Below are 14,697 nucleotides of genomic sequence, written 5' to 3'. Positions count from 1 at the left end.
GCGACTGTGGGATCGTAGAAGCATGAACTCTGCGAAGGATCAGACGCTGGTCATCGTGCCTGCTTGGAATGAAGCGAGGAACGTCGGAGCGACCGTCACGGAGATCCTGCAGGCGAGCCCTTCGTACGATGTGCTCGTGATCGACGACGGCTCGACGGACGACACCGCGAAGGTGGCCAGGGCTGCCGGCGCACGCGTTATGACGCTGCCGTTCAATCTCGGGGTGGGCGGCGCGATGCGCACCGGATTCACGTACGCCCAGCGCATGGGGTACGAGCGGGCCATTCAGGTCGACGCCGACGGACAGCACAATCCCGCCGACATCGACAGGGTGCTCAGCGGGCTGGAGGCTGCCGACATCTCGATCGGAGCGCGCTTCGCCGACGTGGGCGACTACTCGGTGAAGGGACCGCGCCGGTGGGCGATGGTCTTCCTGGCGAGGACCGTCTCCAAGGTCGCCAAGACACGCCTCACGGACGTGACCAGCGGTTTCCGCGCGGCGAACCGGCGCGCCATCGCCCAGTACGTCGACTACTACCCGGCCGAGTATCTCGGCGACACGATCGATTCCCTCGTCGCCGCATGTCATGCAGGCCTCACGGCGACCCAGATCCCCGTGGCGATGCGACCGCGCACGCACGGCACGCCCAGCCAAGGCCCCATCGGCGCATCGATCTACCTCTTGAGGTCGGTGTTCGCACTCGGCCTCGCACTCGTCCGCGGCTCGATCACACGGCCGCGCAGCATCTCGGGAGAGACCCCCGCATGATCATCTTCGTCGGAATCGCTCTCTCGCTGGCGATTCTCGTGCTCGTCCTCTGGATGCTCATCGCCCGTCGGATCCGAGAGAAGTACGCGGTCATGTGGATCGTGATCGCTCTCTGCGTGCTCATCCTCGGACTCTTCCCGCAACTCCTCCTGTGGGCGACCGCGACGCTCGGCGTACAAGTCCCGGCGAACCTCCTCTTCTCGCTCGCCATCGTGCTGCTGCTCGGTGTCTCTCTGCACCTGTCGTGGGAGATCTCCCAGGCTGAGGACGAGATCAGACGAGTCGCAGAGGAAGCCGCTCTGTCCCGGACGCAGATCGAGGTCCTGAGCGAACGCCTCGAAGCCCTCGAATCCCGTCTGCAGGCCGGTCACGACGGCTCCGCGCCGCCGCCCGTCTCGTGAGCACGGAGGTACCCGTGCCGTCGCGGGCGAGCGCGTGGGCGGTGGTCACGGTCTACCGGCCCGACAGCACCCCGCCCCTCCTCGCGCAGCTCGCGCCGCAGGTCGATGGCATCGTCGTGGTCGATGACGGCAGCGGTCCCGACGTCGAAGACGTCCTCCAGGCTGTGCGCCGCCTCGGCCACGACGTTCTCGCACTGACGGAGAACTCCGGAATCGGCGCGGCGTTGAACGCCGGCATCCGTCGCGCGCGAGAAGCCGGGGCGGATCTGATCGTCACCTTCGACCAGGATTCGGAGGTCTCCTCGACCTACGTCGAAGAGTTGATGACCGCTCACGACGCGGCGACCGCCGCGAGTTTCGCCGCCGGACCGGTGGTGCCGGAGTACTTCGCCGATGTCAGCCAAGCCGAGGCCTCCGACGCATCGTCGCCGGTTCTGGCCTCCCATGCGATCCAGTCAGGGATGCTGATCCCCGTGAACGTCCTCGATCGCGTGGGCATGATGGACGAACATCTCTTCATCGACCTCGTGGACACCGACTTCGAACTCCGTTGCGCAGCGGCCGGGCTCCCGTGCATCGTCTCGCGAGGATCCAGATTGGAGCATCGGCTGGGCGCACGCTATCGCCTGCGCGGTCCGCTCGGCGCCCTGCTTCCGGCGGTGACGCTCAGTACCCCTTTCCGGTACTACTACCGGGCTCGCAATCGGATCATCATCGATCGGCGCCACCGCCGCTTCCGTTCCCGGCTGATCCGGGAAGGACTCGCTGACCGGATCTACTTCCTGGTGGCCCTCGCCCTCGCGAAGCCGCGCAGACCGATGTGGGTCCTGCTGCGCCGGGGCACTCAGGACGGCCGTGCGGGGAGGGGTGGCCGGATGCCGGCCGATCTGGCGGCTCAGGCCGCGGCGATCACATGGCGGGCGGAACGGCAGCCGGAGTGACTCCGTCGGCCTCCGACGCACCCCGACGATAGGTCGACAGCGCGGGCCCCGCGAGCACGACGAGCGCCGCGAATTCGGATGCCGCCACTCCCATGGCGATGACCTCGGCCGCGCCGAGGAACGATCCCGCGAGCATGATGGTCAGACCGACCACCGCCGCGGTGATGGTCGCCATGAAGACCACACGCGCGCGGTTCGCCGGGATCAGGAGGTTCCGGATGAGCGGCGTCGCCATCGAGATGCAGAAGAACGCGATGCCGAAGAACGCGCACGGCAGCGGATCGGCAGCCACCTTCGGACCGAAGACGAGGGCGGTGGCCCAGGGCCCCAGGAGGGCGATGGCGAATCCTCCCAGCATCCCCAGCGCCCCGTGGGCGATGAGGGCGAACCTCTGGCGCGCGCGGGCGTCGACGGCGGAGCGGTCGAGGACCCAGGCCTGGAGGGCATTCCCGACGGCGACGATGAGGAGGGTGCCGATCCTGTAGGCACGGTCCGCCGACGCGAACGCGCTGGCGTCGGCGGCGTCGAGGCCGGCGGTCGCGATCGGGATGGAGGTCGAGCCGTACGCGTTGCCGGTCGCGTCGATCGCGGCGGTCGGAGCGAGCATCCTGATGATGCGTCGGAACGCGGGGGTCCGCCGCTCCTCGCGCAGACGGGCGTGTGCATTGAGCCACGCGTGGATCGCATACGCGGGAAGACAGAGAGCCAGCAGCAGGGCCGGGTACGCGAGGATCGCCCCCCAGAACGCGATCAGCGGAAGGGCGATGAGGGATGCAGCGAGCTTCGGCAGCGCATCGAAGATCATCAGCCCGCGCGCATCCCCCTGACCGATGCAGAACCAGGCAGGCGTGAGCCCGGACGCGGTCATGGCGACAGCCACGGCGATGGTCTCGACGCGGTACGCCGGTCCGGAGACGGCTGCGGCGACGATGCCCGCGAGAGGCATCACCACGGCGGCCAGGATCAGACGCGATCGGAGGCTCTCATGCAGGATGACGGCCCGTTCGGCCCGGGAGTCGCTGCGGGCGACGCGGACCGGCCCGAGGATCCCCCAGCCGAAGAGCACGCCCACCATGCCGAGGATCCCGATCGACTGACCGGCTGAGAAGTTCGCCCACCCCTCGTCTCCCACGATCCGCGAGATGACCGGAAGTATGATGAAAGGTGCGAGCGCTGAGAGAACCGGGGCGCCCGTGAAGCCCGCGAGCCTGAGCATGAGTGACCGCATCCCCCCCAGTGTATGCGCCCGTGTTCATGAAGAGAGACCTGAGCCTTGACAGACAGACCGAGCGTCAGCGTGTGCATGGCCACCTACAACGGCGCCCGTTTCCTCCGCGAGCAGATCGACTCGATCCTCGAACAGCTGCATCCCGGTGACGAGCTCGTCATCGTCGACGACGCCAGTTCCGACGACTCCGTCGCGATCGCCGAGTCCATTGCGAGCCCCCTCATCACCATCCACCGCAACGAGCGGAATCTCGGATACGTCCGATCGTTCGAGCGTGCGATGGGCCTTGCTCGCGGCGACGTCCTGCTGCTCGCGGATCAGGACGACATCTGGACCGAGGGACGCGTCGACGCGCTGCTCGGCGCCACCGAGACCTCAGCGGTCGTCGCGTCCAATCTCGTTCTCCTCGAGTCCGGACAGCCGCTGCGCTCGCCCCTCACGGCCCGTCCGTGGATGCTGCGTTCCGACGCCGGCGGACACGTCGTGCGCAACGAACTGAGCATCCTGGCGGGGAACGCTCCGTACTTCGGGTGCGCGATGGCCGTACGACGCGATGCGCTCGACTTCGTGCTGCCCTTCCCCGGGTTCCTCGACGAGTCGCACGACCTGTGGATCGCGACATCGGCGAACGTCGCCAGGGAGCTCGCTCACGTCGAGGCACCCACCGTGATGCGTCGCGTGCATGAGGACAACGCGTCGTCCGCGAGACCTCGAGGCATCGTTGCGGCGCTTCGTTCACGCGTGTTGCTCGTCAGACTGTGGCGCGAAGCGCTCCGACGGCGTGCTCGGCGCAGCGCCGCGCGTCCCTGAGAGTGGCTCAGCCGCCGACCGCGGCGCGAACCAGGGGCGCGAGCTCGCGCTGGAACCACCCGGTGAGTGAGAGCGCGTACGACCCGCTCAGGTGATTCTCGTCGCTGAACGCGATCAGCCCGCCGACCACGGCGTGACAGGTGCCCTCCGGGCAGACCACCGAGCGGAGGTCGAGCAGCGGAATCCCTTCGCCGGCGGCGACGTCTTCGACCCATGTGTCGGTGGGCGAATCCGTCCATGCACACGCATCGGTCACCTCCCCTGCGGCAAGAATGCACGCGGGTCCCGTTATCAGGTCGCCGTCGCGCACGTCGCGGCCATCCACGTTGGGGGTGTCGGTGACCACGATGACCGACTTGCCTGCAGCGCGGAGCTCTCGGAATGCGCCGGCCGCGTTCTCGGGCCATTCCCCGCTGTCGCCGCGGGTGCTCACGATGACGACCTGGAGATCGGGGTCGGCGGCCGCGGCGTCGATGGCTTCGGCTCCCCACGCGGCGCATCGTGCGGCATTCTCGTCATCGGCACTCGACGCGACACGGAAAGGGTTGCACGCTTGGCGCGTCTCGACCCGCAGATCCCAGCCGTTCTCCTCGGAGACCTTCTGCAGGGGCGCCACGATGTGGTCCGCGTGGGAGTCGCCGATGAGGAGGACGTTGGCGGATGCCGGTTCGGCGGCGCCGAACGCACACGATCGCTCCACCCAGCTGCCGACGGTCTCACTCGAGCACGCATCGGCGGCAGCCCCCGCATCGAACCACGCCCACGGCCCGTCGCCCTGAGCGAAGGTCGGATCCACGTATTCGGTGTAGGCGAATGCATCGTCGCAGTCGTTGTACACCGCCTGCGCTCCGACGCAGTCGTCAGCCCCGGTCCCGCTGCCTTCGAGCTGTTCCTGGAGGTCCTGCTGACGCTGGTCCACGGCTGCCTGAAGAGCGTACGCCGCCGGAATCACCGCACCGACGATCAGGATGATGCTCGCGGCCATCGCACCGAAAGTGACGCTGCGCCGGCGGAACAGGCCCTTGGGACGCCGGAACGGTCGTTCGACATAGCGCTCGGTGAGCAGGGCGAGAACGCCTGTCGCCGCGAGGATGAGCGGAATGCGCACCCATGACGGCCACTCGCCGACGTTCGCCGCGACCACGACGATGAGGGGCCAGTGCCACAGGTAGATCGAATACGAGAGGTCCCCCACCCATTGCACCGGACCGATATGGCTCAGCCGTTGCGGCGACAGCCCGAAGTCGCTGTCACCGAGCACGATCAGCAGCGCAGTGGCGCCGACCGGTATCAGGGCGATCGCCCCGGGGAAGGCAGTGCCTGCTCCGAAGGCGAAGGCGGAGCCGACGATCGCTGCGAGGGCGGCCCACGACAATGCCACATGCACGGTCTTGGCGAGACGAACCGTGGGGACGAGTGCCACGATCCCGCCCAGGGCGAACTCCCACGCTCGGGTGGTGGTGATGAAGTACGCGGACGGCTGCGACCTCGCGGTCTCGACGATCGAGAACACCAGCGATGCGATGAAGACGAGCAGCAGTACGAGGAGCACCGCCCGCCTCGTCGTCACGGTGGTGGCGCGGGCGCTCCGTCGATCACCGTGAGAAGGCCTGCCCCGCAAGGCGAGGAAGACCGCGACGACGAGGAGCAGTGGCCAGACGAGGTAGAACTGCTCCTCGACGGAGAGCGACCAGTAGTGCTGCACCAGCGATTCCGGGTTGCTGGCGTTGAGGTAGTCGACCGCACTCGCCGCGAGATTCCAGTTGAGTATGTATCCGGAGGCGAAGGCGATCTCGGTGAAGTTCTGCACTCGCGTGATCCCGGGCATCACGGTGAAGGTCAGCACTGCGCAGACGGCGAGCACGAGAAGCGAGGCGGGAAGAAGGCGCCGCACGCGGCGAGCCCAGAACTCGGTGACACGCACGGTGCCCGTCGCTTCGAGCTCGCGCACCAGGTGGGCCGTGATCAGGAATCCGCTGATGACGAAGAAGACGTCGACGCCGATGTATCCGCCAGGGAGCAGCGCAGGCAGCAGATGGAACACCACCACGAGAGTGACGGCCAGAGCCCTCAGTCCTTGGATGTCGAGGCGCTTGCCGCCGGCACCGGCCTTCGGAGGCGCGCTCGCCGGCCTGAAGCCGCCCTGCCGCGAGAGCGTCTCCGTGCTCACTTGAGGAGGTTCCGCTTGCTCATCTCATCCAGCGACCGCTGGTAGCCGTCTTCTTCCACGGGCTCCGTCAGCACCCACTCGACGAAGGATGCGACGCCTTCGCGGAAGTCGGTCGCCGGGCGGAATCCCAGGACCTCTTCGAGGTGTGCGGTGTCGGCCACGTTGTGACGGATGTCCCCGAGCCGGTAATTGCCGGAGATGCGAGTGGGCACCTCCCGGCCGAAGGCCTCGAACAGCGCGGCCACGACCTCGTTGACCGTCGTCGCGACACCGGAGCCGACATTGAAGGTCTCCCCGGCAGCGCGCTCGTCCGTGGATGCGAGATAGGTCGCTTCGACGACGTCGTCGATGTAGACGAAGTCACGGCTTTCCTCGCCGTCCTCGAAGATGTTGATGTCCTTGCCCTGGCGGATCAGTGTGGAGAAGATCGAGAGGATGCCGGTGTAGGGGTTCTTCAGCGACTGACCGGGGCCGTACACGTTCTGATAGCGGACCGACACCCCCTCTTTGCCGATGGTGGGAGCCACCGTCATGACGAGCGATTCCTGCATCTGCTTCGTGATGCCGTAGACGCTCGAGGGGTGCAGCTTCGCGTTCTCGTCGGTCGGTACGAGCGTCAGCGCACCCTCACCCGGGTGGTGGACGTCAAAGTCGCCGGCCGCCATGTCGGCATCCTTGCGGTGACTCGGATACACCAGACGACCGTCGTCCGTGCGATACGAGCCCTCGCCGTAGATCGACCGGGAGGACGCGATCACGACGCGACGGACGGTGTTGGTCTCGTTCGCGAGGAGGTCGAGCAGCTTCGCGGTGCCGCCCACGTTGGCCTCGACGTAGCGGTCGATCTCGTACATCGACTGTCCGGTGCCGGTCTCAGCGGCCAGGTGCACGACGATGGTCGCCCCCTCGAGTGCCCGACGCAGATCATCGACGGAGGTGACCGTCCCCTCGATCACCGAGGCGATGCCGTCCAGCGAGCGCAGGAGCGGGGACGTGGTCGCCGGGTCCTCGCCGTGCACCTGCGGGATGAGCGCGTCGAGGACCGTCACCCGGTGTCCGTCCTTCGCGAAGCGGGCGGCGAGGCGCGTGCCGATGAAGCCCGCTCCCCCGGTGATCAAGACGTGCTCAGGCATCGGTTGGCCCTCCAGAAAGTCGTTCGGCGAGACGTTCACGCCGGGCGTCCGCTCAGATGGAGAAGATATGCGCCAGCGTCGATTGTAGTCCAGCGCTGTTGCCGTGCCTGAGTACGCCGGGCAGCTCGGCGATGGCGTGGAGACGCGACATCAGGCGCACTCTGGCGGTGCGGGCGGTGCGGCGCCACCCGTGACCCGCCGCCAGAGCCGAGGCCTGCCGGTAGTACGTGCGTTCGTCCCTGAACCGGCGACCGTCCAGAAGCGTCTTCTGCGAAGCGCTCGATCCGTGACGGCGATATGAGAAGACCACCTGGGGGTCGTATGCCAGCACACCGCCCTCGAACGCGACGTCCATGAGAAGCGCCAGGTCCTGGATGATCGGGAGGCCGTCCCGGAAGTCGATGCGCTTGAGAGTCTCGGTCCGGAACGTCAGCGACGGCCAGTACAGCCAATCGCCGCGGATCAGGCTCGTCGCCATCTGCTCGCCCCGCAGCACCGCGATGCCCTGCCGACGACGCGGTGCGAGCAGGCCCTGCTTGACTCGGTCCACCAACGGTGTCACCGGCGCACCGTTCTCGTCGATGACGACCACGCCGGGTTGGATCACATCGGCGTCGGGTACCGAGCGGATCACCGCACGGATGACCTCCAGATAGCGGGGATGCATGAGGTCGTCGCACCCCAGGATCGTGATGAACGGGCTCGTCGCCCGCCGGATCGCCTCTCGATAGTTCTCCGTGATGCCGAGATTCACCTCGTTGCGCACGTACTCGATGCGCGGGTCCTCGATCGCCGCGAAGTACTCCGCCACCGTGGAGTCGGGATAGCAGTCGTCGATGACGATGAGGCGCCAATCCTGAACGGTCTGCGCTCGCACGGAGTCCACGGTCTCGTACAACAGGCCGGGGTCGCCCCAGAACGGCACGAAGATCTCATGAGTCACAGCGTCAGCATCCCGTCACCTCGTACAGCTTCGCGGTCCCTTCGGAATCGATGAGGGTCACCGCATCGGACACGGCGAGACGGCGGAGACCGTCGTAGTCGTGCTTCGCCCCGTGGATCTCGTCGGCGCCGAAGTCCAAAACGTATCTCGTCCCCGTGCGCTCCACCGCGTCGCACACTGCCGAGCCGGGCTTCGCGCCCGCCAGATCATCGAGGATGAGCTGCTCGTCCTCCGTGAGCTCCATCAGCACGTGCGGCATCGTGACGCGGCGGTCGGCATAGGCGTATGCCATGCCCGCCCCGGTCCAGCCGCTGCCGGCGATCACGGCGTCCTCCGGGACCTCCTCCGGGAGCCGCTCCATCAGCTCGAGCTCGTCCGTGGAGACGAGCCGTGACTCGTCGCTGTACGCGTACACGGCGGACACGAATCGGATCGCCTGCTGGTTGGTGTAGAGCTGCGCGCCGAGGAGCACGACTCCGACCGCGCCGAGAACCGCGACGACGGCTCGACGCGACCCCGCCTCGCCCGTCGTGATCCGTCGGACCCACTCGGAGACGACGTAGCCCCCATACGCCGCGATCGGCACCACGAGCATCGGCAGCAGTGCTGCGAGGCGTGGCGAGTTGTTGTACCACGCGGCTGTGAGCAGGTCGCGGAGCGTTGGCCACACCATGGCGCTCGCGACCACGTACAGGGTCGCCACGATCACGTAGAACACGATCGGCAGGGCGGCCGACAGCGTCTGCCGCCGGAGCAGCGCGGCCCCGCCCACGATCAGGAGCACTACCGCGATCCAGGTCACGTTCCCGTAGGTGGGCGACAGGGTGAGCGCCTGCCCGATCGCCTGCCCGACCGACTGCTCGACGGGCCACCCGCGGGCTTCGGCCGCCGGCTTCAGAACCGTCCAGGCCACGGCAGCCACTCCGAGAGCGACCACGAAGAACACAGTGGTGCGGATGAGGACTCCGCGCTCCGGCTTGTCGCGAACGAAACGCGCGTAGGCGAGCGTGGCCGCGGCCATGGCGAGGACGATCCACGCGACGAAGGCGCCGGGATGCGCGATCACCAGGCCGGGGAGTGCGCCGAGGAGTGCGAAGGAGAGGATTCCCCGATGCACGGGAGACGCGGCGGAGCCGAGACCCAGCAGTTCGACCGTCGCGGCCAGGACTGCGGGAAGGAGGCTCACCGCGAGGAAGTACGGATAGAGGACCCCGTAGTCGATCATCAGGATCGGGAACACCGGGATGATCGCCGCCACGACGCCCGCTGTGAGCGTGACGGCCCGCTGGGCGCCGATCATCACCCTCGTGAGAAGGAGCACGGACGCCGGCCACACGAGTGCGGCGACGACGAGCATCGTCGCGTTCGACGCGATCATGATGGACGCGCCGCTGGTCTCCGCCACGAGCGCGACGAGGGCGTGCCAGCCGTCCGGGTAGAACCAGAGACCGCCGTTCGGGCTCGTCATCGCACCGATCGTCATCGGAGACGCCGAACCGGTGTCCATGATGTAGCGCACGGCGTTGAGGTGGAAGATGTTGTCGAAGCTCTGCGAGATGTTGTTGGCATCGCCGACGATCAGCACCAGCTGGACGGTGAGGATGACGCCGGACGCGACGAGCGCCCACACCGTCGTCCTCCCGGAATCCTCCGGCGACAGGACGGACGACGCTCCGCGCAGCGCCTTGCGGATCGCGAAAGCCACCCCCATCACGACGAGAGCCGTGAGGGCGACGGGGATCACCGTCCATCGCATGCCGACCAGCGGTGTCCACAGCGAGGCCAGCGCGACCACGGTGACCGACGCCGGCGCGGCTAATGCCCACGCCCACAGCCCGCGCAACGTGATGATGCGGGCGATGAGGTATCCCGGAACGAAGAGCAGCGCCGCTGCGATGATCGACGGCAGGACCGCCGATACCCAGCTCATCGAGTGGCCTCGGGGTACCGGACCTTCGGGTTGAACGTGATGCCCTGGAACCATTTGCCCAGGAGCTTCGCCCGCAACGGCAGGGGAACACGACCGCGGTGCAGGCTGACGAACAGGCGCGCGCCGAACTCCACGAAGTAGAGGAATCCGCGGTGGTGCAGCTGCCAGGACGCTTCGTTGCGCACTCCGTACGAGAACTTCCACAGGCTCTTGCTGTCGACCATCGCGAAGTTCACACCGCGGTTGTCACCCATGTCGTGCACGACGAAACTGTCCATGACCTGCACACCGGGGCACCGTCGGGTGAGGCGCAGGGTGTACTCGCGGTCGTCGAACCAGATGAAGTACTCGGAGTACGGCAGGCCGTATTCGGCGATCGCCCATCGAGGGATCAGAACCGACACGAAGGAGCATGCCGTCACCATGACGTTGTTCTGGCCCTTGACGAGCAGACGCCCCCAGTCCCACGTGGGCACCGGGTTGTTCATCTCGCAGATGCTGCCGTCGGTGAACTCCACGACCGAGCAGGCGAACGGGACGTCCTCGCCCAGCTCCGCCACCGCGCCGTCGAACCCGGCGATGAGCGATGCGAGCGCCTCCGGCTTCGGGTAGCAGTCGTCGTCCATGATCCAGACGTGGTCGGCTCCGGAGGCGTAACCCTGCAGCATCCCCTCCGAGAAGCCGCCGGCTCCCCCGGAGTTGGTCTTCATCGTCACGATCTCGAGGGGCACCGTGGTGTTGAGCGACGCGAGATACTCGGCCGTGCCGTCGGTCGACGCGTTGTCGATGACGAACAGGGTCTCGACCGGGTGCGTCTGCGCCTCGATCGAGGCGATGACGGTCTTCAGCTTCTCGAGCCTGTTGAACGTGACGACCACTCCAGCAACGCTCACCACGAGCTCACCTCTTCCTCGAACCATGAACTCGCCGATTGCTTCGACAAAAGCTTCTTCTCCGCCTTGCGCTCCTTGCGCCACAGCGCCTCGCGCGCGGATTCATCGGAGATGAGGGGCGCGACGGCCGCCGCCAGGCCCCGAGCAGCGAGGCGCGCATAGCGGGGCACCAGCGCCGACGGCGGGATGATGTCGCCCTGAGCGCCGACGTCCGTCGAGATCACCGGGACCCCGTGGGCGATGGCCTCGAGGGTCGTGAGCGTGAGACCCTCGTTGTGCGACGAGACGACCAGAACGTGCGCCTCGTCGAGAGTCTGGGACACCGGCGTTCCCGAGGTGCGCCGGATGATGTCGGCCGTCAGCCCCTCCGCCGCGATGATGTCGTCCACCCATCCCGACAGCTCGCCGTCCCCGTGCAGGATGAAGCGGAGCGTGAACCCCTGGCGCTTGAGTCGCCGAGCCATCGCGATGAAGACCTCCGGTGCCTTCTGCCTCGCCATCCGCCCGACGAAGGCGGCGGTGAACACGTCGCCCTCGCGGCGCCGCTGGAACTCGGCGTCCTTCGGTTTCACGGTCAGTCCGCCGAGAGGCGCCATCACGACGCGCTCCGCGGGAATGTTCTGGACCTCGGTCATCCAGTTCGCGAGGCTCGGTGAGATCACGTGGTGCGTCGTCATCGACTTGGAGGCGATCGCACTGCTCAGCGGGTAGCCGCCGCCGGTGTACTCGACGATGTGCGTGCTGTCGACGATCGGGATGCCGGGACGCGAGGCAGCGATCCAGGCGACGCGATCGTACAGCCACTGGTTGTGGTGGATGACGACGCCCTTGACGTCGAACGTGCGGAGGATCGCGCGGAGCAGCGGCTCGACGCCCGGGGTCTGCGAGTCGACAGTCGGCTCCGAGAACGGGATCAGCAGGGCTCCGTCGAGTTCCGCCCTCGTGACCCACGGCTGGTGCGAGTCCCTGTTGGTCAACACGATCGGCAGGAACCCCGCCTCGCGGACCAGCCGCACCGTCTCGAACGCCCAGAGCTCCGCGCCGCCGAGCTCGAACCAGTGGAGTCCGATGATGACCGCTTTCGGCGCGCCTTCGGCGGCGGGGCCAGCCTGGACGATCACGTCGTCCTCATGCGCACCGCCCTCGCGGAACTCCCGCTCGTAGTCGCGGGGCTCGATCGCCGTGGTCATCCGTCGACGGAAGCGCAGCAGCGAAAGATCGCGCGCGTCGTCGTACAGGAGCGGAGCCCGCGACTTCACCTGGCGGGCGAGTCCGCCGATCAGACCGCGGCGCGGAGGACGGTACGGGTCCGACTCCAGCACCGCATCCGACGAGACGTGGATGTGGCGGGCGCGCGACGCGACGAGCGCGTTCGCCTTCGCCTCGGTCGTCTCCGACGCGCGCTCCTCGATCTCCACCGTGCTGACGATGTCGAACGATTCGATCCGCCTCCTGTTCGACCGGGACAGGCCGGTGAACGTGGTGTCGTCGGTCAGACGCGGCAGGGTCTCCACCGTGCCGTCGTACCGATGGATCCGGAGCGTCTGCTGCGGGGCCATGAGCGCGTGGAAGTTCAGCGCCCCGACGAGAAGGCGCCGCTCGCGCTCCGTCATTTCGCTTCCGGTCTGCGGATCCAGGAACCGGAAGAGCGCAGGCTGATCGAGAGCTTGAAGAAGAGTCACGGATACAGTTTGCTTTCGGATCGACGGACGCACGAGACCTCCGCGATCCTACCAGCGCGGCGGCGCCCGACTCTGGACCGCACCTGAGTCGCCGCCATCCCGATCCCATCGATCTGCCAGGGATCGGACGAAGAGGATCGTATGATTGCTGACGGTGCGCGCGCGCAGGTCGGCGCATACGGAAGGTGGAATCTCGGTGGCACAGGCTGGCACAGTCGATGACCAGAGGATGACGACCCCCGGCGCGAATCGAGGCCTCCTCGAGGTCTTCCGCCAGCGGCATCTCCTCTCGCTCATCGTGCGCAAAGAGGTTCAGATCCGGTACCGGGGCTCGATCTTCGGGTGGCTCTGGTCGTACGTGAAGCCCCTCGTGCAGTTCGTGGTGTTCTTCGTCGCCATCGGAGTGTTCCTCGGTGCCAACGACCGCGTCGAGTTCTTCCCGATCTATCTCCTCTCGGGGATCACCGTCGTCACCTTCTTCAACGAGGCGTTCTCGAACGGCACCCGATCGCTCGTCGACAACGCGGCCCTGATCAAGAAGATCTATCTGCCGCGCGAGATGTTCCCGGTCTCGAGCATGCTCATCGCGGCGGTGAACACCGTGCCGCAGATCATCGTCGTCGTCGCGATCGCGTTGTTCTTCGGCTGGGCGCCGACCTTCGCCTCCTTGGGCGCGCTGGTGCTGGCCCTCGTCATCATCGCGATCCTCGCGACCGGACTCGGCCTGTTCTTCGGCTCGATCAATGTCACCTTCCGCGATGCCCAGAGCTTCGTCGAGATCATCGTCATGATCGCCATCTGGGCGTCGCCGGTGATGTACGACTGGATGCAGGTGGCGAGGGTCGTGCCGGAATGGCTGTTCGTGCTGTACCGCCTGAACCCGATCACGGCGGCGGTCGAGCTGTTCCACTACGGGATCTGGTTCCCTCTCGTGCAGGACTCCGCGACAGTGGTCCCGGGACTCTGGACGTACGGGCTCATCGCGCTCGTCACGTCGCTCATCGCGCTGGTCATCGGCCAGCTCGTCTTCCGCCGACTGGAGGGCCGCTTTGCCCAAGACCTCTGATGCCCGGCCGCTGCCGCGGATCATCATCGACGACGTCCACAAGGACTTCAAGCTCCGTCACACCCACTCCATCAAGGAGACCGCTCTCGCGGCGATCCGACGGAAGCCGCTGACGACCGATTTCCACGCCCTGGACGGGGTCTCCTTCGAGATCGGCGAGGGCGAGTCGGTCGCGTTGCTGGGTTTCAACGGATCCGGCAAGTCGACGATGCTGAAGCTGATCTCCGGCGTCCTGGAACCGGATGCGGGATCGGTCCTCACCCGCGGCCGCGTCGCAGGCCTCATCGAGGTCGGCGCCGGCTTCCATCCCGACCTGTCCGGTCGGGAGAACATCTTCCTCAACGCGGCCATCCTCGGCATGAGCAAGAAGGAGACCGAGGCCCGCTACGAGGAGATCGTCGCCTTCAGCGAGATCGAGCAGTTCATCGACACGGAGGTGAAGCACTACTCCTCCGGGATGTTCCTGCGGCTCGCCTTCTCCGTCGCGATCCACACCGAGATGGACGTGCTCCTGATCGACGAGATCCTCTCGGTCGGTGACGAGCCGTTCCAGAAGAAGTGCCTCGCCCGCGTGCGCGAGCTCCATGCCAAGGGCAAGACCCTCGTCGTCGTGAGCCATGACCTGAACATGGTCTCGAACCTGTGCGATCGCGGCATCCTGCTCCAGGGCGGGAAGATCCGCTTCGACGGTCCGAGCACGGAGGCCGTGGAGATCATGCGCGCATAGACCG

The 14,697-nt window shown here is 67.0% G+C and carries 13 protein-coding genes; 6 read left to right on the top strand and 7 right to left on the bottom strand.

The window, feature by feature from the left end; all coding sequences use genetic code 11:
* The first annotated feature begins 22 nt into the window (after window positions 1-22).
* Genes BN2660_RS11325 through BN2660_RS11315 form a run of 3 tightly spaced genes read left to right on the top strand, consistent with a single transcriptional unit; the run spans window position 23 to window position 2,111 of the window.
* Entirely contained in the window at window positions 23-769 is a 747-nt protein-coding gene (locus BN2660_RS11325; protein WP_091231804.1) for a glycosyltransferase family 2 protein, read from the top strand.
* Window positions 766-1,170 (top strand): DUF2304 domain-containing protein, encoded by a 405-nt coding sequence (locus BN2660_RS11320; protein WP_091231801.1) that lies wholly within the window; start codon window positions 766-768, stop codon window positions 1,168-1,170. The genes BN2660_RS11325 and BN2660_RS11320 overlap by 4 nt, the downstream gene beginning before the upstream one ends.
* 14 nt (window positions 1,171-1,184) lie before the next feature.
* Window positions 1,185-2,111, top strand: coding sequence for a glycosyltransferase (locus tag BN2660_RS11315; RefSeq protein WP_176697169.1), 927 nt, complete (start codon window positions 1,185-1,187; stop codon window positions 2,109-2,111).
* Here BN2660_RS11315 and BN2660_RS11310 read toward each other — a convergent pair.
* Window positions 2,080-3,339 (bottom strand): polysaccharide biosynthesis protein, encoded by a 1,260-nt coding sequence (locus tag BN2660_RS11310; RefSeq protein WP_141651282.1) that lies wholly within the window; start codon window positions 3,337-3,339, stop codon window positions 2,080-2,082. The genes BN2660_RS11315 and BN2660_RS11310 overlap by 32 nt on opposite strands.
* Window positions 3,340-3,408: 69 nt before the next feature.
* On the opposite strand from BN2660_RS11310, the gene BN2660_RS11305 reads away from it, so the two are divergent.
* A complete protein-coding gene (locus tag BN2660_RS11305; protein WP_255305181.1) occupies window positions 3,409-4,149 on the top strand; it encodes a glycosyltransferase in 741 nt (246 codons plus the stop codon).
* Window positions 4,150-4,156: 7 nt separating this feature from the next.
* Here BN2660_RS11305 and BN2660_RS11300 read toward each other — a convergent pair whose 3' ends face one another.
* The 6 genes from BN2660_RS11300 to BN2660_RS11275 are packed head-to-tail and all read right to left on the bottom strand — an operon-like array spanning window position 4,157 to window position 12,900.
* Window positions 4,157-6,319, bottom strand: a complete 2,163-nt coding sequence (locus BN2660_RS11300) for an acyltransferase family protein (protein WP_091231789.1) — start codon at window positions 6,317-6,319, stop codon at window positions 4,157-4,159.
* The gene (locus tag BN2660_RS11295; RefSeq protein ID WP_091231786.1) at window positions 6,316-7,452 is read right to left on the bottom strand and encodes an NAD-dependent epimerase/dehydratase family protein; all 1,137 of its coding nucleotides are present in this window, start codon (window positions 7,450-7,452) and stop codon (window positions 6,316-6,318) included. Before BN2660_RS11295 ends, BN2660_RS11300 begins: the two co-directional genes overlap by 4 nt.
* A gap of 52 nt (window positions 7,453-7,504) precedes the next feature.
* Entirely contained in the window at window positions 7,505-8,395 is an 891-nt protein-coding gene (locus BN2660_RS11290; protein WP_091231782.1) for a glycosyltransferase family 2 protein, read from the bottom strand.
* Window positions 8,396-8,399: 4 nt separating this feature from the next.
* Window positions 8,400-10,325, bottom strand: a complete 1,926-nt coding sequence (locus BN2660_RS11285; protein WP_091231779.1) for a DUF6541 family protein — start codon at window positions 10,323-10,325, stop codon at window positions 8,400-8,402.
* A complete protein-coding gene (locus BN2660_RS11280) occupies window positions 10,322-11,218 on the bottom strand; it encodes a glycosyltransferase family 2 protein (RefSeq protein ID WP_255305132.1) in 897 nt (298 codons plus the stop codon). The genes BN2660_RS11285 and BN2660_RS11280 overlap by 4 nt, the downstream gene beginning before the upstream one ends.
* On the bottom strand, window positions 11,215-12,900 hold the full coding sequence (locus BN2660_RS11275) for a glycosyltransferase (protein ID WP_141651281.1): 1,686 nt from the start codon (window positions 12,898-12,900) through the stop codon (window positions 11,215-11,217). The genes BN2660_RS11280 and BN2660_RS11275 overlap by 4 nt, the downstream gene beginning before the upstream one ends.
* Window positions 12,901-13,129: 229 nt before the next feature.
* On the opposite strand from BN2660_RS11275, the gene BN2660_RS11270 reads away from it, so the two are divergent.
* Together BN2660_RS11270 and BN2660_RS11265 are read left to right on the top strand one after the other, a co-directional pair.
* Complete coding sequence (locus BN2660_RS11270) at window positions 13,130-13,966, top strand: ABC transporter permease (protein ID WP_091231773.1); 837 nt, start codon at window positions 13,130-13,132, stop codon at window positions 13,964-13,966.
* Window positions 13,950-14,693 carry an ABC transporter ATP-binding protein gene (locus BN2660_RS11265; protein WP_091231769.1) on the top strand — a complete coding sequence of 248 codons (744 nt, stop codon included), beginning with the start codon at window positions 13,950-13,952 and terminating at the stop codon, window positions 14,691-14,693. Before BN2660_RS11270 ends, BN2660_RS11265 begins: the two co-directional genes overlap by 17 nt.
* Window positions 14,694-14,697: the final 4 nt, after the last annotated feature.

The sequence above is a fragment of the Microbacterium sp. 3J1 genome (genome assembly GCF_001049495.1).
GTDB lineage: Bacteria > Actinomycetota > Actinomycetes > Actinomycetales > Microbacteriaceae > Microbacterium.
Note: the sequence above shows the minus strand (reverse complement) of the source record. Positions and strands in the feature narration are given on the sequence as shown.

What these genes read in the sequence shown, in the direction of transcription:
- BN2660_RS11285 (WP_091231779.1), bottom strand. Translation starts at nt 10,325, where the DNA reads ATGAGCTGGGTATCGGCGGTCCTGCCGTCGATCATCGCAGCGGCGCTG.
- BN2660_RS11310 (WP_141651282.1), bottom strand. Translation starts at nt 3,339, where the DNA reads ATGCGGTCACTCATGCTCAGGCTCGCGGGCTTCACGGGCGCCCCGGTT.
- BN2660_RS11320 (WP_091231801.1), top strand. Translation starts at nt 766, where the DNA reads ATGATCATCTTCGTCGGAATCGCTCTCTCGCTGGCGATTCTCGTGCTC.
- BN2660_RS11270 (WP_091231773.1), top strand. Translation starts at nt 13,130, where the DNA reads ATGACGACCCCCGGCGCGAATCGAGGCCTCCTCGAGGTCTTCCGCCAG.
- BN2660_RS11295 (WP_091231786.1), bottom strand. Translation starts at nt 7,452, where the DNA reads ATGCCTGAGCACGTCTTGATCACCGGGGGAGCGGGCTTCATCGGCACG.
- BN2660_RS11325 (WP_091231804.1), top strand. Translation starts at nt 23, where the DNA reads ATGAACTCTGCGAAGGATCAGACGCTGGTCATCGTGCCTGCTTGGAAT.